At 67.7% G+C, this 19430-nt stretch carries 14 protein-coding genes; 8 read left to right on the top strand and 6 right to left on the bottom strand.

Translation table 11 applies throughout. The features are described 5' to 3' along the window. Window positions 1–4 precede the first annotated feature (4 nt). Window positions 5–2458: a molybdopterin oxidoreductase family protein gene (locus A5782_RS17610; RefSeq protein ID WP_067102889.1), complete on the top strand. Its 2454-nt coding sequence runs from the start codon at window positions 5–7 to the stop codon at window positions 2456–2458. Next, window positions 2455–2934 (top strand): hypothetical protein, encoded by a 480-nt coding sequence (locus A5782_RS17615; RefSeq protein ID WP_067102892.1) that lies wholly within the window; start codon window positions 2455–2457, stop codon window positions 2932–2934. Before A5782_RS17610 ends, A5782_RS17615 begins: the two co-directional genes overlap by 4 nt. A 108-nt stretch (window positions 2935–3042) precedes the next feature. Here the strand turns inward: A5782_RS17615 and cynS are convergent, their stop codons facing one another. Genes cynS through A5782_RS17630 form a run of 3 tightly spaced genes read right to left on the bottom strand, consistent with a single transcriptional unit; the run spans window position 3043 to window position 4840 of the window. Then, entirely contained in the window at window positions 3043–3498 is a 456-nt protein-coding gene (cynS, locus tag A5782_RS17620) for a cyanase (protein ID WP_067102894.1), read from the bottom strand. A gap of 25 nt (window positions 3499–3523) precedes the next feature. Further along, window positions 3524–4273: a class I SAM-dependent methyltransferase gene (locus A5782_RS17625; RefSeq protein WP_067103151.1), complete on the bottom strand. Its 750-nt coding sequence runs from the start codon at window positions 4271–4273 to the stop codon at window positions 3524–3526. Window positions 4274–4324: 51 nt separating this feature from the next. Further along, entirely contained in the window at window positions 4325–4840 is a 516-nt protein-coding gene (locus A5782_RS17630; RefSeq protein ID WP_067102896.1) for a nitroreductase family protein, read from the bottom strand. Between the two features lie 331 nt (window positions 4841–5171). On the opposite strand from A5782_RS17630, the gene A5782_RS17635 reads away from it, so the two are divergent. The 4 genes from A5782_RS17635 (at window position 5172) to recD (ending at window position 14423) form a co-directional block, all read left to right on the top strand. Continuing rightward, window positions 5172–6038 (top strand): cyclopropane mycolic acid synthase family methyltransferase, encoded by an 867-nt coding sequence (locus tag A5782_RS17635; RefSeq protein ID WP_067102898.1) that lies wholly within the window; start codon window positions 5172–5174, stop codon window positions 6036–6038. Between the two features lie 83 nt (window positions 6039–6121). Continuing rightward, entirely contained in the window at window positions 6122–9412 is a 3291-nt protein-coding gene (gene recC / locus A5782_RS17640) for an exodeoxyribonuclease V subunit gamma (protein WP_067102900.1), read from the top strand. After that, a complete protein-coding gene (gene recB / locus A5782_RS17645; RefSeq protein WP_067102902.1) occupies window positions 9412–12714 on the top strand; it encodes an exodeoxyribonuclease V subunit beta in 3303 nt (1100 codons plus the stop codon). The genes recC and recB overlap by 1 nt, the downstream gene beginning before the upstream one ends. Continuing rightward, window positions 12711–14423 (top strand): exodeoxyribonuclease V subunit alpha, encoded by a 1713-nt coding sequence (recD, locus tag A5782_RS17650; protein ID WP_369815646.1) that lies wholly within the window; start codon window positions 12711–12713, stop codon window positions 14421–14423. Before recB ends, recD begins: the two co-directional genes overlap by 4 nt. On the opposite strand, the gene A5782_RS17655 is transcribed toward recD, so the two are convergent. Together A5782_RS17655 and A5782_RS17660 are read right to left on the bottom strand one after the other, a co-directional pair. Beyond that, complete coding sequence (locus A5782_RS17655) at window positions 14416–14997, bottom strand: phospholipase D-like domain-containing protein (protein WP_067102904.1); 582 nt, start codon at window positions 14995–14997, stop codon at window positions 14416–14418. The genes recD and A5782_RS17655 overlap by 8 nt on opposite strands. Window positions 14998–15010: 13 nt before the next feature. Beyond that, entirely contained in the window at window positions 15011–16129 is a 1119-nt protein-coding gene (locus tag A5782_RS17660; RefSeq protein WP_067102906.1) for a DUF2235 domain-containing protein, read from the bottom strand. 131 nt (window positions 16130–16260) lie between these two features. On the opposite strand from A5782_RS17660, the gene A5782_RS17665 reads away from it, so the two are divergent. Continuing rightward, complete coding sequence (locus tag A5782_RS17665) at window positions 16261–16992, top strand: TVP38/TMEM64 family protein (protein WP_067103155.1); 732 nt, start codon at window positions 16261–16263, stop codon at window positions 16990–16992. A gap of 85 nt (window positions 16993–17077) precedes the next feature. Continuing rightward, complete coding sequence (locus A5782_RS17670) at window positions 17078–18442, top strand: HNH endonuclease signature motif containing protein (protein WP_067102908.1); 1365 nt, start codon at window positions 17078–17080, stop codon at window positions 18440–18442. Between the two features lie 34 nt (window positions 18443–18476). On the opposite strand, the gene A5782_RS17675 is transcribed toward A5782_RS17670, so the two are convergent. Further along, entirely contained in the window at window positions 18477–19430 is a 954-nt protein-coding gene (locus A5782_RS17675; RefSeq protein ID WP_067103157.1) for a class I SAM-dependent methyltransferase, read from the bottom strand.

The following is a 19430-nucleotide window of genomic DNA, read 5'->3' on the forward strand; positions in this document are numbered from 1 at the left end:
CGGAATGGCCATCGATCGCATCGCGGACCCCTGGGGGACGCGGACTCCCTACGAACCCGCCACACGGTGGCCGGAACGAGTCGATAGCTACCTGGCCGACGGAGTCACCGCCGAATCCGTGGACCGCTGGGTGCAATCGGCTGCGGTGTTGCATTCCAACGGCGACGGTCTGGACATCGCCGTCAAGGACGGGCGGATCGTGGGGGTGCGCGGACGCGCCGTCGACCGGGTCAACCACGGGCGGCTCGATCCGAAGGACCTCTTCGGCTGGCAGGCCAACGCCTCAGCCGACCGGCTCACCACACCGATGATCAGGGTCCGCGGCGAGCTGAAGCCGTGCGACTGGGACACCGCGATGCAGCGGATCGTGGACCACACCAAGGACTTACTCGACAACTACGGTCCCAGCTCGATCGGTTTCTACACTTCCGGGCAGTTGTTCGCCGAGGCGTACTACACCCAAGGGGCCATCGCGCACGGGGCGATCGGCACCAATCATGTCGACGGGAACACCCGGCTGTGCACCGCGACGGCGGCCGAGGCGCTCAAGGAATCCTTCGGCTGCGACGGGCAACCGGGGTCCTACACCGATGTCGACCACGCCGACGTCATCGCGTTGTTCGGGCACAACGTCGCCGAGACGCAAACGGTGCTGTGGGCGCGGATGCTGGACCGGCTGGCCGGCAACTCGCCACCGGCGATCATCTGCGTCGACCCGCGGCTCACGCCGGTGGCGCGGCACGCCACGGTGCACCTGGCGCCGCTGCCGGGCACCAACGTGGCGTTGATGAACGGACTGCTGCACGAGATCATCGGCCACGGCTGGACCGACCAGGACTACATCGACTCGCACACCATCGGTTTCGACGAACTGCGTGACCGGGTCGAAGAGTTCGCGCCCGAGCGCGTGGCCGAGATCTGCGGCGTGGCGGCCGAGGACATCCGGCGTGCGGCACGACTGCTCGGCACGGCCAAGCGGTTGATGTCCACTGTCCTGCAAGGCTTCTATCAGTCCCACCAGGCCACCGCGGCGGCCGTGCAGGTCAACAACATTCACCTGGTGCGCGGCATGCTGGGCAAGCCGGGTTGCGGTGTGTTGCAGATGAACGGGCAGCCGACCGCGGAGAACACGCGCGAGTGCGGCGCCGACGGGGACCTGGCCGGCTTCCGCAACTGGTCCAACGACTCCCACGTCGCCGAGTTGGCGAAATTGTGGAATCTTGAACCCCTGCAGATTCCGCACTACGGCCCGCCGACGCACGCCATGCAGATGTTCCGCTTCGCCGAGGAGGGGACGCTGCGGATGCTCTGGGTCACCGCCACCAATCCCGCGGTGTCGCTGCCGGAGCTGCCGCGGATCCGTGACATTCTGTCGCAGGAACGGCTGTACCTCATCGTCCAGGACATCTTCATGACCGAGACCGCCGCGCTGGCCGACGTGGTGTTACCCGCCGCGGCGTGGGCAGAGAAAACCGGCACCTTCACCAACGCCGACCGCACCGTGCACCTGTCCGAAAAGGCCGTGGAGCCACCGGGTTCCGCGCGCAGTGACCTCGATATCTTCCTGGACTATGCGCGGCGGATGGATTTCCGCGACAAGGACGGCCAGCCGTTTCCGCCCTGGACGGATCCGGAGTCGGCGTTCGAGGCGTGGAAGAAATGCACCGCGGGCCGGCCGTGCGACTACACCGGCCTGAGCTATGACAAGTTGCGCGGCGGCAGCGGCATTCAATGGCCTTGCAACACAGAGCATCCCGACGGCACCGAACGGCTCTATGCCGACGCGAAATTCTGGGCAACACCGGACTACTGCGAGGCATACGGCAAAGACCTGATCACCGGCGCTCCGTTGCAGCCCGACGAGTACCGATCGATGAACCCCTTCGGCAAGGCCATCATCAAGGCGGCCGAATACGTGCCCCCGCACGAGCCCACCAGCCGCGATTTCCCGTTCGCGTTGATCACCGGTCGCACCGTCTACCATTTCCATACCCGCACCAAAACCGCTCGGGCTCAGCAACTTCAGCGGGCCGCGCCCGACGTGTGGGTCGAGATGTCCGAACGCGACGCGCGCCGCCTGGGCATCGCGGAGGGCGATCTCGTCGAGGTGAGCACGCCGCGTGGCTGCGTCGTGGCCGCCGCACGCATCTGCGGCATCCGCGACGGCGTGCTGTTCGTGCCCTTCCACTACGGCTACTGGGACGTAGGAGGCAGGACGCATCATCGGGCCGGCAACGAAATGACGCTCACCGATTGGGATCCGGTGTCCAAGCAGCCGATCTACAAGACGGCCGCCGCGCGGCTGCGCAGGGTGCGGGTGGGGCAGCAGGGGAGAAACGGCGCCGGATACGCGCCGACCACCGCGGCGTCCGCTCCGGTCAACGGATCGGTGCCCCCGACCGAGGGCGGCGCGTCGGCCGGCGTGACCGAGGTCGTGTCGACGGGGAGCCGATCATGAAGCTGAAATTGGCGATCCGCGAGCTGCACCGCTCCGAACGTAAGCTGGCCCACCACCTCAACGTGATGGCCGCGCGCCACCACAGTGATCAGGACATCCGCCACCTGGCGCACGACATGGCTGGCTGGTCGAAGCAGCACGTCAGCGAGCTGGCGCGGCACGGCCGCCACTATGGTCTGCGCCTGTCCGCCGACCCGCGCACCGGCGCGATGACCGGTTTCATGCAGTCGCGGATGAGTGGCCTGCTGCGGCACCGCCCCGAACCCGCCCTGGCGCTGCTCGCGGACCTGCGACGGATTCACCGGCTGTCGGCGGGGGTGTCGCTGGATTGGGAGCTGCTGGCCCAGGGCGCGCAGGCCGCCAAGGATTCCGAACTGCTGAGCCTGGCGTCGCGCTGTCACCCCGAGACGTTGCGCCAGATGCGCTGGGCCAACGCGATGCTGAAAGAACTTTCCCCGCAAGTCTTGATGAACTGAATGACGAACGCGGTGGCCACCATTGGCCGCCACCGCGTTCCCTTCGCCTCCTCGCCGCCAGTCTGACACGTACGCGACGGGCCGTCACTTCACTGCGGCGACCTCGCGTCAGGCGTCCGCCGCAACCCATTGATAGGGAAGAAACTTCCCGTCGAACGTCACCACGACGCGGTCTCCGGACGGGTGCGGCTTCTTCTGCACGTCGAGACTGAAGTTGATCGCGCTCATGATGCCGTCGCCGAACTGTTCGGCGATCACCTCCTTGAGGGCGCCGCCGTAGACCTGCAGGGCTTCGTAAAAGCGGTAGATGGTCGGGTCGGTGGGGACGGCGGTGGGCAGGCCGCCACGCATGGGCGCCGCCGCCAGCACCGGCACCGCGGACGCGTCGAGCTTCAACTTCTCGGCCAGAATTTGGGCCTGCTCAACCGGAATCGGGTGCTGACCGAGCAGCGCCGACGTTGTCCACAGCACCGGCCGGTCGATCGCATCGGCCAGCTGTTGCCACGTCAGCCCCTCCCGAAGCCGGGCTAGAACGACCTGTTCGGTGAGTTCGGTTCTGTTCATAGCCCTCAAGCATGCCCGCGCAGTATCACTCCGGCTTGGTTGCGGTGACCAAGCGGGTGGAGAACCAGGGGCCACCGTACCACATGCGCCAGCCGAGGTTGCGCCGGCGCACGTTGCGCCAGCCGAGTTCGCGCAGCCGGGCGGCATGTTGACGCGTCTCCCACAGGTCGGCGATGGCGAGCCGGCCCCCGGGCCGCAGCACCCGCACGGCTTCGTCGAGTGCCTGGCGTCGCCCGTCGTGGCCACCGATGTTGTGGATGGCCAGGTTGCTCACGACCACGTCGACACTCTCGTCGGCGAGCGGCAGCGCGGTCATGTCGGCGGTGCGTAACTCGACGCGATCGGCGACGCCTTCGGCCGCCGCGTTGGCCAGCGTGGCCTGCTCGGAGTTGTCGGTCTGGTCGGCCTGCCACAGGTCGACGCCGATCGCGCGGCCCCGCGGCAACCGCTTGGCCGCCGCCAGCAACACCGCACCGCGCCCGCATCCCAGGTCGAGCACCGTTTCGTCGCCCGCGAGGCGCAGATCGCGCAGAACCCGGTCCCAGACAACGAATTTCCCGGTCCGGGTGGCGTGCATGTAGAGAACGACGGCGCCCGCGACCCCGGCGGACGACACCGCGGCCAACGCCGCCCGCAGCCGCCTCCCGCGCGCCCAGCTGATCCCCGCGAACACGGCCAGACCGACGGCCTGAGCGCCGATGCCTATTGCCTGTGCGCGGGCCGAGACGGTGTGAAAAGAACCGTCGACCCCGTAATCGCCCTGGTGGTCATGCACGCCCATCAGCATACGACTCAATAACGCGCCGAAGCTTTTTCGCCGTGACGATCACCAACGGCCGTGGTGCACGACCTCGGAGAACGGCCGCCGATTCGGCTTGCGGATCGGCGCGAGCGGGCGATCCGCGGGATAGCCGATCCCGAGCAGGAAGGCCACCAGGTAATCATCGGGCACGCCCAGGATTGCCCGTGCCTTGTCCTGGTCCCCCACCGACGAATGACCGGTCCCGATCCCCAGGTCGGTGGCGGCGATCATCATCGCCATGGTGGCCTGGCCGACGTCGTAGTTGTCGGTGACCACCCGGCGCTCGTCGGGGGGCAGCGGGACCCCGATGGCGATCGCGGCCGCGGCCGCCGCGATGTGGCCGGCGCCCCGCCAGACCGTGGACAGCTCCTGCAGCTGATGGCGATCGGTGACGATGACGAAGTCCCACGGCTGGCGGTTCTTCGCCGACGGCGCGCGCCAGCCGGCTTCGGCGATGCGGTCGAGGTCGTCGGCCGGTACCGGTTTCGGCTGGTACTCCCGCACATTGCGACGTGCGCAGATCGCGTCCCAAGCTTCCATCTGGTTCCCTCCAGCAACTCTGTTCCCGGATCAACCGGCGTAGGATCGGGTGAATTCCGAGGTAGCGATTGCGCCTTCGCCCGTAGTGTAGCCCCGGTAAATGTGAGCGCACGGGCGCCAACGCAGCCAAACACCTTGGGCCACAGTTCAACACGAGTTTCCTCCGAGACGGCCATCGCCGCGCCGGGTGTGCAGCGCCGGATTCGACAACAGAATGCCCGCCGGCCCGGTCGGGTGCGATCGCCACATTTCCTGGAAGCCGTGGTGAACCAATTGAGCGGCCCACTCGTGAACAACTGAATGCCCCCAAGCCAGAAAGGCGGTAGCCGCCGTGGCAGAGCACCTGACGCCGCACTTCGAAGAGGTACAGGCCCATTACGACCTGTCCGACGACTTCTTCCGGTTGTTCCTCGACCCCACCATGACCTACAGCTGCGCGTACTGGGACCGCAACCGGGATATATCGCTTGAAGAGGCGCAGCTGCGCAAGATGGACCTCTCGCTGGGCAAGCTTGGCCTGCGGCCGGGCATGACGCTGCTGGACATCGGGTGCGGGTGGGGTGGCACGATGCGGCGCGCGATCGAAAACTACGACGTGAACGTCGTCGGTCTGACCCTGTCCGAACACCAGGCCGCGCACGTGCAGAAGCTCTTCGACGCGATGGACACCCAACGCAGCAGGCGGGTGCTGCTGCACGGCTGGGAAGAGTTCGACGAGCACGCGGACCGGATCGTCTCCATCGGCGCGTTCGAGCATTTCGGGTACGACCGCTACGACGACTTCTTCGCGATGGCCCATCGCACCCTGCCCGAGGACGGGGTGATGCTGCTGCACACCATCACCATGCTGACCCCGCAGCAGATCATCGAGCGCGACCTGCCGATGACCGAGGAGCAGACGCGCTTCAACGAGTTCATCGCCACCGAGATCTTCCCGGGCGGGCAGTTGCCGGCGATCGAGATCGTGGAGTTCCACGCATCGAAGATGGGCTTCAACCTGAAGCGCAGGCAGTCGCTGCAACTGCACTACGCCCGCACACTCGATCATTGGGCCGAAGCTCTACAGGCTCACCACCGCGAGGCAGTCGAGATCCAGTCCGAAGAGGTCTACCAGCGTTACATGCGGTATCTGACCGGCTGCGCCAACGCATTCCGGGTCGGATACATCGACGTCAACCAGTTCACGCTGGCGAAATAACACCGCACCCGCCCCTCGGGCGACACACTGCGCAGCCCTAAGCGCCCACCCGTGTCGGTCATCGGGTTTATCGTGACAGCGCAATGCCGCTTCATCTGCACCGTGCCGAGCGCACCGATCTGTTGGCCGACGGTCTCGGCGCTCTGCTGGCCAACCCGCAGCCCGACCCGTTCGCCACCGAGCTCGTCGTGGTCCCGGCGCGTGGCGTGGAGCGCTGGCTCAGTCAGCGGCTGTCGCATGTGCTCGGTGCGCGCGGCGGTGACGGGGTGTGCGCCGGGGTCGCGTTCCGCAGCCCGGGCTCGTTGATCGCCGAGATCACCGGCACGGCCGACGACGATCCGTGGTCGCCGGACGCCATGGCCTGGCCGCTGCTGGAGGCGATCGACTGTTCGCTGGACCTACCGTGGTGCCGCACGCTGGCCATGCACGTGGGTCACTTCCACACCGGTGCGGAAGCCGAGCTGCGTCAGGGCAGGCGATACGAGGTCGCCCGCCGGCTGGCCGGGTTGTTCGACTCCTATGCCCGGCAACGCCCGCAACTGCTCGTCGACTGGGGCAACGGCGACGTCGGTGATCTCGATGAGGACCTGCGCTGGCAGCCCGAGCTGTGGCGGGCGCTGGTCGCGCGCGTCGCCGCCGACCCCCCGCAGGTCCGCCACGCCATGACCGTTGCGCGGCTGCGCGAAGCACCTAGCGAGCTGCCGCCCCGGCTGTCGCTGTTTGGGCACACGCGGTTGACCCGTACCGACGTTGAGCTGTTGGAGGCGGTGGCAACCCACCACGACCTGCATCTGTGGCTACCGCACCCGAGCGAGGAGCTGTGGCGTGCGCTGGCCGGCACGCACGGCGCCATTCCCCGGCGCGAGGACGTCAGCCATCGCGCGGTGTCCCATCCGCTGCTCGCGACGCTGGGACGAGACCTGCGTGAATTGCAACGCAGCCTGCCGGCGGTCCCCCGGACCGACGAGTATCTGGCCAGTGCCGTCCGCGCGGACACGCTGCTCGGCTGGCTGCAGTCCGACATCGCCGCCAATACCGTTCGCCCACTTGGCCGCACGCCGGCGTCCGACGATCGCTCGGTCCAGGTACACAACTGCCACGGCCCCGCCCGCCAGGTCGACGTGCTGCGCGAGGTGCTGCTCGGCCTGTTGCAGGACGACCCGACGCTCGAGCCGCGCGACATCCTGGTGATGTGCCCGGACATCGAGACCTACGCGCCGCTGATCATGGCCGACTTCGGCCTGGGCGACGTGGTGCACGGCGCCCATCCCGCCCACCAACTGCGCGTGCGGCTGGCGGACCGCTCGCCGATCCAGACCAATCCGCTGCTGGGCGTGGCCGCGCAACTGCTGGCCCTGGCGGCCGGCCGGGTGACGGCCAGCGAGGTGCTGAACCTGGCCCAGTCCCCGCCGGTGCGAGCCCGGTTCGGGTTCACCGATGACGATCTGGAGGCCATCACCCGCTGGGTCCGGCAGGCGAACATCCGGTGGGGATTGGACCAGGAGCATCGCCGGCCCTACCACGTCGACTTCGTGCACAACACATGGCGTTTCGGCATCGACCGGATACTGGCGGGCGTCGCGATGTCCGACGATTCGAACGCATGGATCGACGCCACGCTGCCGCTCGACGACGTCAGCAGTAATCGCGTCCAATTGGCCGGCCAGTTGGCCGAATTCGTCGCACGGCTGCAGCACGTCCTCGACTCGCTCACCGGAACCCGGCCGCTGGCCGAGTGGCTGACCAACCTCACCGACGGCATCACGCTGCTGACACGGGTCCGCGACGCGGACGAATGGCAGACCGGTCAGCTGCAACGCGAGTTCGCCCGGACGGCTGCACAAGCCGGATCCCGGAGCGACACCGCGCTGCGATTGCCCGACATTCGCGCGCTACTAGCCCAACGCCTCTCCGGTCGCCCGACGCGGGCGAACTTCCGCACCGGCACCCTGACGGTGTGCACCATGGTGCCGATGCGCTCGGTGCCACACCGGGTGGTGTGCCTGGTCGGCCTGGACGACGGGCTGTTCCCGCGGCTCGGCATCGTCGACGGCGACGATGCGCTGGCCCGGTGCCCGATGACCGGTGAACGCGACATCCGTTCCGAGGACCGGCAATTGCTGCTCGACGCGATCGGCGCGGCCACCGAGAAACTGGTGATCACCTACACCGGCGCCAACGAATATTCGGGGCAGCCGCGTCCGCCGGCGGTGCCGCTGGCCGAATTGCTGGACACCCTCGACATGACCACTTCGACCAAGGTGCGTGACCGCGTCGTCGTCCAGCATCCGTTGCAGCCGTTCGATATTCGCAATGTGATCCCGGGCAGGCTCGTCCCGACCGTGCCGTTCAGTTTCGACCCCACGGTGCTGCGCGCGGCACGCGCGACCACCGGTGAACACAGCGAACGGCCGAAATTCATCTCGGCGCCCTTGCCGCCACCACCGGCCGGCGACGTCATTCTCGCCGACCTGGTCGGCTTCTTCAAAGACCCGGTGAAAGGCTTCTTTCGCGCACTGGAATTCACGCTGCCTTACGACGTCGACGGCGTGCAAGACGCCATGCCGGTCGACATCGACGGTCTCGAAGAGTGGACGGTCGGCGACCGGATGCTGGGCGACATCCTGCGCGGGATGTCGCCGGACGATGCGCGGCAAGCCGAGTGGCGCCGCGGCACGCTGCCCCCCGGTCAGCTCGGCTGGCGCAAGGTCACCGAGATCCGGGACCAGGCCGCCCTGTTGGGGGTCGAGGCGCTTCGCCACCGTCCCGCCGGCGGCGCGGCCTACGACGTCGACGTCGATCTGGGCGGCGGACGGCGCCTCACCGGCACGGTGTCGCCGGTGTATGGCGACAAATTGGTATCCGTGACGTATTCGCGGCTGGACGGCAAGCACCTACTCGAATCGTGGATCCCGTTGCTGGCGTTGGTCGCTCATGATGCCGACCGGGACTGGACGGCGGTGTGCATCGGCCGCATGCGCCGCGGCACCAGCACCCGGGTGGAGGGTCTGGGGCCGCCGCGTGACCGTGAGCAGGTCATCGAGGTGCTGCGCGAGCTGGTGGAGATCTACGACGCCGGACGGCGTGAGCCGATTCCGTTGCCCATCAAAACGTCCTATGCCTGGGCGGCCGCCCGGTACGGCGGCGAGGACCCGGTGGCCGAGGCGCGGTACCGATGGAGATCGAGCGACCGCTTTCCGGGTGAGGACCAGGCTCCGGCACACGTGCGGGCATGGGGGAAGGGTGCGCCGCTCGACGAACTGATGCAGCCCGTGCGCCCGGGCGAGGAGTGCGACGGCGAGGACAACCGGCTCGGTGCCTACGCGGCCCGGGTCTGGCTGCCGATGCTGCGCGCCGAGAGGAAACCCATCTGATGGAGCGCTTCGACCTGTTGGGTGCCCTGCCGGCCGAGCGCTCCACCACCGTACTGGAGGCCAGCGCGGGAACCGGCAAGACTTTCGCGTTGGCTTCGCTGGTGACCCGGTATCTCGCCGACGGCGCCGCGACGCTGGATCAGATGCTGCTCATCACCTTCGGCCGGGCCGCCAGCCAGGAACTTCGTGAACGCGTCCGGTGTCAAATCGTCGAGGCCGTGCGCGCTTTCGCCGATCCGTCGACCGTCGGCGATAACCAGGTGGTGGCCTACCTGCTGGACGGCACCGACGATCAGCGCGCGGCGCGCCAAGAGCGTCTTCGCGACGCACTGGCCGGCTTCGATGCGGCGACGATCGCCACCACCCATCAGTTCTGCCAACTGGTGCTGCGCTCACTCGGCGTGGCGGGCGACACCGCGGCCAGCGTGACGCTGCTCGAGAGCCTCGACGATCTGGTGACCGAAATCGTCGACGATCTGTACCTGGCCCACTTCGGTCAGGAGCGCGACGATCCGGTGCTGCACTACCGAGAAGCGCTGCGGCTGGCACGCGAGGTGGTCAAGAACCCTTCGACGCAGCTGCGGCCGCGCGACCCGGATCCCGATTCGCGGGCCGCCGTCAGCGTCAGGTTCGCCAATGACGTTCTGACCGAGCTGGATACGCGCAAGCGCCGGCTGGGCGTCCTCGGCTACGACGACCTGCTGATCCGGCTGTCCGACGCGCTGGCCATCGACGGCTCCCCCGCCCGCCTGCGGATGCATCAACGCTGGCCGATCGTCATGGTCGACGAGTTCCAGGACACCGACCCGGTGCAATGGCAGGTGATCGACCGCGCGTTCAGTGGGCGCTCCACGGTGATTCTCATCGGTGATCCGAAGCAGGCGATATATGCGTTTCGCGGCGGTGACATCGTGACCTATCTGCGGGCCGCCGAGACGGCGGGCAAGCGCAAGACGCTGGACGTCAACTGGCGCAGTGATTCCGCGCTTCTGCAGCGGCTGCAGGTGGTGCTCGGTGGCGCCCAACTCGGTGACCCCGCGATCGTGGTGAATGACGTCGACGCGTATCACCGCGGTCATCGGCTCGCCGGTGCACCGCACAACGAGCCGTTCCGGTTGCGCGTGGTAGCGCGGAAGACGTTGGGGCGTCGTGGGATTCAGAACCTGCCCATCGACCAGGTGCGCGAGCACATCGGTGCCGATCTGGCATCCGACATCCGCGCGCTGCTGGCCGGCGGCGCCACGTTCGCCGGTAGGCCGCTGCAAGCCCGCGATATCGCCGTGATCGTGGAGAAGCACCGGGATGCGCATGCGTGCTTCAAGGCGCTCTGCGACGCGGGCGTCCCCGCGGTCTATACGGGCAACTCCGACGTGTTCACCTCCGAGGCCGCCGAAGATTGGCTGTGCCTGCTGGAGGCCTTCGATCAACCACACCGGCCCGGCATGGTGCGCGCGGCCGCGGCGACGATGTTCTTCGGGGAGACCGCCGAAACGCTGGCGGCCGGCGGTGACGCGCTCACGGATCGAATCGCGAAAACCTTGCGGGAGTGGGCCGGTCATGCGCGCGAACGTGGTGTCGCGGCCATCTTCGAGGCAGCCCAGTTGCTGGGGATGGGCAACCGCGTGCTCGCCTGGCAGGGCGGTGAGCGGCACATGACCGACCTGGCGCATGTCACCCAGCTGCTGCAGGATGTCGCGCACCGCGAGCACTACAGCCTGCCGGCGCTGCGCGATTGGCTGCGCCGGCAGCGTGATGAGCGCAGCGGCGCGCCGGAACGCAACCGCCGGCTCGACAGCGATGCCGCCGCCGTACAGATCATGACCGTCTTCGTCAGCAAGGGCCTGCAATACCCGATCGTGTATCTGCCGTTCGCGTTCAACCGCAACACCCAGGACAGCGACGTGGTGCTTTTCCACGACGAGGACGGCATGCGTTGCCTGCACGTCGGGGGCAAGGACAGCCCCGACTTCAAAGCCGTCGAGCGACTTGGGCGTAAAGAGGACGCCAGTGACGACAGCCGGTTGACCTACGTCGCGCTGACCAGGGCGCAGGCCCAGGTGGTGGCGTGGTGGTCACCGGCGTACTACGAACCCAATGGCGGGCTGTCGCGGCTGCTGCGCGGCCGGCGGCCCGGCGAGGCGGTGGTACCGGACCGATGCGAACCCGCGAAGATCGCCGACGACGACGCCATGGCCCGGCTGCGCGAGTGGGAGGCGGCCGGCGGGCCGGTCATCGAGGAATCGCTGGTGGCACCGGCGCCGTCGCTGCCCGCCGAGCCGGTGCCGCGGCGGCTGGAGAATCGCCACTTCCACCGCGGCATCGACACCGGCTGGCGGCGCACCTCCTATTCCGGTTTGATTCGGGCGGCGCAGACCAGCGGGGTCAGCAGCGAACCCGAAATCGGCGAACTCGACGACGAAGTCGGCGACATCCCATTGGTTTCCGCGGTGTCCGGGCCGGACGTGCCCTCGCCGATGGCGGATCTTCCAGCGGGCGCCACGTTCGGCACGCTGGTGCACGCCGTGCTCGAGACAGCCGACCCGTTCGCCGCGGATTTGACCGCCGAGCTGGAGACGCAGATCCGGGCGCATTCGGCGTGGTGGCCGGTTGCCGCGGCCCCCGAGCAGCTGGCCGCGGCGATGGTTCCGATGCATGACACGCCGCTGGGCCCGTTGACGGGTGGTATGACGCTACGCCAAATCGGGCTGTCAGACCGGTTGCGCGAACTGGACTTTGAGCTCCCACTGGCCGGCGGTGACCGTCGAGCGCCGGCGCCGGAGGTCCGGCTGGCGGATCTGGCGCCGCTGTTACGCGAGCACCTGCCGGCCGATGATGTGCTGGCGTCGTATGCCGACCGGCTGGCCGAACACGGCCTGGGTGATCAGTCGCTGCGCGGATACCTCACCGGCTCGATCGACGCCGTGCTCCGCGTTCCCGACGGCTCGGGGCATCGTTTCGTGGTGGTGGACTACAAGACCAACCGGCTCGGAGATCCGGAGCGACCGCTGACCGCCGCCGACTACGACCGGGCACGGATGGCGGAGGCCATGTTGCACTCGGACTATCCGCTGCAGGCGCTGCTGTATTGCGCGGTGTTGCATCGGTTTTTGCGTTGGCGGTTAGCCGATTACGACCCGAGCCGGCATCTCGGCGGCGTCCTTTACCTGTTCCTGCGGGGGATGTGCGGTGCGGATACGCCGGTGCTCGACGGTCACCCGGCGGGTGTGTTCGATTGGCGACCGCCCTGGTCGTTGATTGCGGCCCTGTCGGACCTGCTCGACGCGCAGGGGGTCGCCGCGTGACGGTTGAAGTGATGTCCGCGACCGGATTGCTGCGCACATTCAGTGATGCCGGTATTTTCGAGCCCGCCGACGTCCATGTGGCACAACGGCTTACCGCACTCACCGGCGAATCCGATGAGCGGGTGGCGCTGGCGCTCGCGCTGGTGGTGCGTGCGCTGCGGGGCGGGTCGGTGTGCGTGGATCTGCGCGCGGTGCCCGCCCAGGTCGGTGATGCCGACCTCCCCTGGCCCGGCGCCGACGACTGGATGGCGACCGTGCGTTCCAGCGCATTGCTTCAGACGCCACCGGTGCTGCGGCTGCTCGGCGATCTGCTGTACTTCGACAGGTACTGGCTCGAGGAAGAGCAGGTCTGCATCGACCTGCTGGCGCTTTCGGTGGCGCCCGCGACCGTCGAATCATCCACTTACGAACGGCTTTTCCCGCCCGGATATGATGAACAGCGCGCCGCCGCCGAGATCGCGGTGTCGCAGGCGCTGACCGTGCTGACCGGGGGGCCCGGCACCGGCAAAACCACCACGGTCGCCCGCCTGCTCGCCCTGCTGGTCGAACAAGCCGAGCGTGCCGGTCGGCCGAGACCCCGGATTGCGCTGGCCGCACCGACCGGCAAGGCGGCGGCCCGGCTGGCCGAGGCGGTGGCCGTGGGAATCGAGGGGCTCGGCACGGCGGACAGGGCTCGGCTGACCGGTCTTCCGGGAACCACGCTGCATCGCCTCCTGGGTCCGCGGGCGGATACGTCCGTGCGGTTCAAGCACAATCGCGGCAACCGGCTGCCACACGACGTCATCGTGGTCGACGAAACGTCGATGGTGTCGTTGACCATGATGGCGCGGCTGGTCGAGGCGGTCCGGCCGGACACCCGGCTGATCCTGGTCGGTGACCCCGACCAGTTGGCCTCGGTCGAAGCGGGCGCCGTGCTGGCCGACCTGGTGGACGGGTTGGCCGCTCGCGACGACGTCCGGGTGGCCGCCCTGCGGACCCCGCACCGATTCGGCACGTCGATCGGCGCCCTGGCCGAAGCGATCCGGATCGGCGAGGCGGACCGCGTCGTGGAGTTGTTGGCGGCCGGCGGTGAACACATCGAGTGGGTGGACTCCGAGCGTCCGGCCGACCGGCTGCGTGAGGTGCTGGTTGTGCACGCGCTGCGGCTGCGCTCGGCCGCGCTGCTGGGCGCGGTGCAACAGGCATTGGCCACGCTGGACGAACACCGGTTGTTGTGTGCGCACCGTGAGGGACCCTACGGGGCGACGCACTGGAACACGCAGGTGCAGAAGTGGATTGGCGAAGCGACCGGCCAGCCGGCTTGGTCGCAGTGGTATGCGGGCCGTCCCCTGCTGGTGACGGCGAACGACTACGGCCTGCGCCTCTATAACGGCGACACCGGCGTGACGGTGGCCGGCGCGGACGGCCTGCGTGCCGTCGTCGCCGGCGCGACCGGGCCGTTGGACTTCGCGACCAGCCGCCTCGGCGAGGTCGAGACGATGCATGCCATGACCATCCACAAGAGCCAGGGCAGCCAGGCCGACGAGGTGACGGTGTTGATACCGCCGGAGGATTCGCGATTGCTGACGCGGGAATTGTTCTACACGGCGGTGACACGCGCGAAGACCAAGGTGCGGGTGGTGGGCCCCGAGGCTTCGGTCCGCGCGGCGATCGAACGCCGCGCGGTGCGGGCCACCGGATTGCGGCAGCGGCTGCGGTCGGTCAAGTAGCGGCAGGGCCACCCTGGGGTGCGCTTCCGGACCCAGCCCGCGCGGCCATCTGCTTGAGCATGCCGTCGTGGATGATGTCGATCCGCGAGCGAGCTTCCGCGCACACATATGGGTCCCGGATCACGGTGAGTTGGTTGTCCTGCTTGGATTCTCCGCCGGTGGACCAGTTCGTGGAACCGGTGATGACGTCGACGCCGTCGATGATCACCATCTTCAAGTGCATGATCGCCGACTTCTCACTGTGACCGATCGCGATGCTGTTGCCGACCTTGTCATTGAGCCATGGGGCCAGCAGAGCGTGTTCGGACTTTCCGGCGGCCTGCGTGGAGTCGAGACTCATTTGTACATAGATCTTTTCGTCGTTCAGCGCCGACTGGAGCACCGCATTGAGTTCGGTGTCGTCGTAACCATACATCGCCACGACGATGGTCTTGTTGGCCGAGGTCAACAGGGCCTTGAGCGCTTGGTGCACCTGGTCGACCGGACTGTAGAACGTCCTTGTGTCGTCGGGATAGCCCGGGGGGAAGGGCGCGGCTTTGTATTGGTCCAGCTCGGTCAGCGAACTCAGTGCCATGGCGGTTGCTCCTTCACAACGCGGGAGACATCCAATCTTTCGGGTCGGCGGACAGCCGTTGCTGCTCGTCGGTCAGGTTCGGTAAGTAGCCCGGATTGTCACGACGGCGCGCCAACACGCTCGGGTGCACCAGCGCGTCGGGGTTCATCGGCCGATGCCGGCGGCCGACCAGGTACCACAACTTCCCGTTGTTGTGGATCGGCGCGCACGCAAAGTCTTCGGTCACCGCGCACTGCCGCCGGTAGGCCGTCGCGTCGATCGCCAGTTCGTCGGTGATTCCGTCGACGATCCATTTCAACGCAATCGCGGCAAGCCGGTGGTCGGGCATAAACGTGCCGCCGACGTCGGCGTGCACACCGGCGAACCAGCGTTCCTCGAGGCCCTGCGGGTGCCGTTGGACAAGATATTCACGGTACGGCCGGCGTCGCTCGTCGATCGAGACGGCGTGGCGGATGCGCGCCACGTTGGGCAGCGAACGGGTGTAGGGCCATCGCAGGCTGCCGAACCGCAGGAAGCCGGCCGCCTTGACGGTGTCCCACAGTCCGAGATACGCCACGGGCACGGCGTAGTGCCACACCTGGTTCGGACTGTTTTGACGCACCACGGAAAACAGCGGCTCGCCGTCGGTGCGCCAGCAGAACGCGCGGGCGAACTCGGCCCAGCGGTCAAACTCATCCTGCGTGAAATCGCGGTTGATGGCGTACTTCTCGACCGCGTAAGGCAGCAGGTTCTCCGAACCCGGCCGCATCAGTCCCGGCCGCAGCAGCATGCCCGCCAACGCGCGCGCCGTGTAGGCGCCGCGGCTGAAACCGAAGATGTACAGCGCGTCGCCGGGACGCCAATGCTCCATCACATACCGGTATGCCTGTGCGACATTGTCTTTCAGGCCTGCACCGAACGCCTTCTCGATCAGCAGCGACACCGAGCGCCGCACCGCCGAGTGCGCGGCGGCCGGCGCCAGCGTGCCCACACCGGGGTCATAGTAAACCAGTTGAGTGCTGGGATCGTTCTTGTCGAGCAGCTCGAAAAGCTTGGCGACATTGGTGAGGTTGCCGGCTCCTATCTGGTTCGCGGTGCCGTCCAGGCAGACGACTATCCGCTTGCCTTTCGGCGGCACAGGCTGCTCGGTCATCGGGGAAGGCCTCTCACCAGAATTCGACTCCCTGATATGCGGCACTCTACGACGACCGCGCCCGCACCGCGGCGTGTTGAAAATCCCCGGCTGGGATGAGCGAGCGGCGGTGCGGAACAATCATGGTCAACATGGACGACACCGACGGTCCGCCACCGACATCGCGAAGGTCCCACATCGTGCGGCTCGCCGTGTTCGCCGCGTTTCTGGGCGTGGTCTTCTATCTGGTGGCCGTCGCGCGGGTGATCAACATCGACGAGATCCGTCGTGTGGTGTCGTTGACCGGACCGGCGGCGCCCCTGGCCTACGTCGTGGTCTCGGCGGTGGTGGGCGCGTTGTTCGTTCCGGGCTCGATACTGGCCGCGGGCAGTGGGTTGCTGTTCGGTCCGCTATTGGGCGTCTTCGTGACGCTGGGCGCGACGGTGGGCACCGCGATCGTCGCGAGTTTCGTCGGCCGGCGCGCCGGTCGCGACAGCGCACGCGTGCTGCTGGGTACGGCGCGCGCCGATCGCATCGACGCCCTGATCGGACGCGGCGGACTGTGGGCGGTCGTCGGCCAGCGCTTCGTCCCCGGCATCTCAGATGCGCTGGCCTCGTATGCGTTCGGCGCGTTCGGGGTTCCGGTGTGGCAGATGGCCGTTGGCGCGTTCATCGGCTCGGCCCCGCGCGCATTCGCCTACACCGCGCTGGGCGCTTCGATCGGGAACCGGTCGTCACCGTTGGCCTACGCGGCCATAGCGGTGTGGTGTGTGAGCGCCGTCGTCGGCGCGTTCGCCGCGCATCGTGGCTACCGAAAATGGCGCGGGCACGCACCCGACGACGAGGGCAACGGTGCGCCGGAGCCCGATTCGGCAGCGCGCTAGCCGCCATTAAATCCCTTGTGCCACTTTGGTTTCAGTGGCCACAAAGCCGCGATTCTTGTCGGTGGTGCTTCCTACGATTTGACGCATGGGTTCGAGCAGCCGTGAAGAGGTCGTCGACGTTCTCGACGCGCTCGACGACGACGTGGACCGCCTGTGCAAGTTGACTTTTGAGGCGCTGACCACCCCAGAACGACTGCGCGCACTGGAACGCATGGAACGCGTCGCGCGTCGCCTGCGAGCACCACAGCACGTCTTGATCAACCAAGTCGGTGCCCAGGCCGGCGACGCAGAACTGGGCGGCACGTTGCGCTCGGCGCTCGCCGATCGGTTGCGCATCACCAAGGCCGAGGCCGGGCGGCGCATCGACGAGGCCGCCGACCTCGGCGAACGTCGGGCGCTCACCGGCGAACTGTTGGCGCCCAACTTGGCCGCAACGGCGGCCGTCCAACGCAAGGGGCTCATCGGCGATGGGCACGTGCGGGTGATCCGGGGCTTCTTTGCTCACCTGCCCGCCGCGGTCGACCTGCCGACCCGCGAGGCCGCCGACGCCGACCTCGCTGCCAAGGCGGGCGGGTATCGTCCCGATGAACTGGCCAAGTACGCCCAACGCATCATGGACTGGCTCAACCCCGACGGGGACTTCAGCGATACGGAGCGCGCCCGCAAGCGCGGCATCACCATCGGCGACCAGCAGTACGACGGGATGTCGCCCATCACCGGCTATCTGACGCCTGAGGCGCGGGCCACGATGGAACCCGTGCTGGCCAAGCTGGCCGCTCCCGGTGCGTGCAACCCGGAGGATCACGCACCCTTCGTCGACGAGCTACCAGATGAGGACGCGGTCCGACGCGATACCCGCAGCCAAGCCCAACGCAATCACGACGGACTGCTGGCCGGGCTGCGCGCCTTGATGGCCTCGGGCGAGCTGGGCTGCCACAACGGCCTACCCGTCTCGGTCGTGGTCACTACCACGCTGCAGGATCTGGAATCCGCCACAGGCAAGGGTTTCACCGGTGGCGGCTCTTTGGTGCCGATGTCGGATCTGATTCGCATGGCCAGCCACGCTCATCACTACCTCGCGATTTTCGACAAAGGCAGGGCCCTGGCGTTGCAGCACACCAAGCGGCTGGCCTCGCCGGCACAGCGAATCATGTTGTACGCCAAGGATCGTGGCTGTACGAAACCGGGCTGTGACGCACCGGCGTATCACAGCGAGGTCCACCACGTCCAGGGCTGGACCGCCACCCGCCGCACCGACATCGACGGGCTCACCCTCGCCTGCGGACCGGACAACAGACTTGCCGAAAAGGGCTGGACCACCCGCGCCAACGCCCGAGGCGAAACCGAATGGATCGCGCCTCCGCACCTAGACCATGGGCAACCGAGGACAAACGCATTTCATCACCCCGAACGATTCCTGCGCGGCGGGGACGACGATGAACCCGGTTGACATTGGCGCAGAGTGCTTTCGGCGCCGCCGGTCGCTAGCTCGTCGTCCGTTGCGCTGCCACGAACAGATTCCCGGGCACGTAGTCCCGGACTTCCTCGGGCGCTGCGCGACCATAGCCGGCCATCAACTCGTCGGCCGGTGTCACCGTTACATTCCAGCCGTGGCGGCCGAACCATTCGCCGACATCCTCGCGTTCCTCGAAATACCAGAGCTCGTCGGTCCGGGGTATCTCACGGTCCGGATCCACGTCGGCCATCAGCCCGCGGATCCGGTCCATCCGCTCACGGCGCTTGGCGCGGGCCTGCGGGTCGAGGAACGTCGGACCCAATGCCTCCACGGCGACCCGGCTGCCGGCAACGGTCAGCCCTTGAATGCGGTCGAACAGTAAATCTTGGGCCGCCGCCGGCAGATACGGCATCAGCCCCTCGGCCGACCAGACACTGGGCGCGGAGATGTCAAAACCCGCCTGTTGCAACGCGACCGGCCAATCCTGGCGCAGGTCCACCGGCACCGCGACGCGGTTGCAGGCGGGCGTTGCCCCATGCTCGGCCAACGTGGACGCCTTGAAGTCCAGCACCCGGGTCTGGTCGAGCTCGTAGACCGTCGTGCCCGCCGGCCAGGGCAACCGCCAGGACCGCGCGTCCAGGCCGGCCGCCAGGATCACGGCCTGGCGGATGCCCGCGCCGGTGGCCTCGAGGAAGAACTTGTCGAAAAACGCTGTGCGCGAAGCCATGTAGCCGACCATCGACTGCATCTGCAGCGGCAACGTCGGCTCGGCTTCGATGATCTCGGCCGGTAGCTGCGCCGCGGAATGCCAGTTCCACACCCCGTCGCCGGCGGCATCCAGGAAAACCTGGGCGAATGGATCTGTGATCAACGGGTTTTCGCTGCGGGTCTCCGCCGCACGGGCGGAGGCCACACCCAGCGCGGTCGCCCCCACGCTTTCGGTGATCTCCCAGCTGTCGTTGTCGGTTCTGGCTCCGCTCAT

This window comes from Mycobacterium sp. 852002-40037_SCH5390672 (genome assembly GCF_001665875.1).
In the GTDB taxonomy this organism is placed as follows: Bacteria; Actinomycetota; Actinomycetes; order Mycobacteriales; family Mycobacteriaceae; genus Mycobacterium.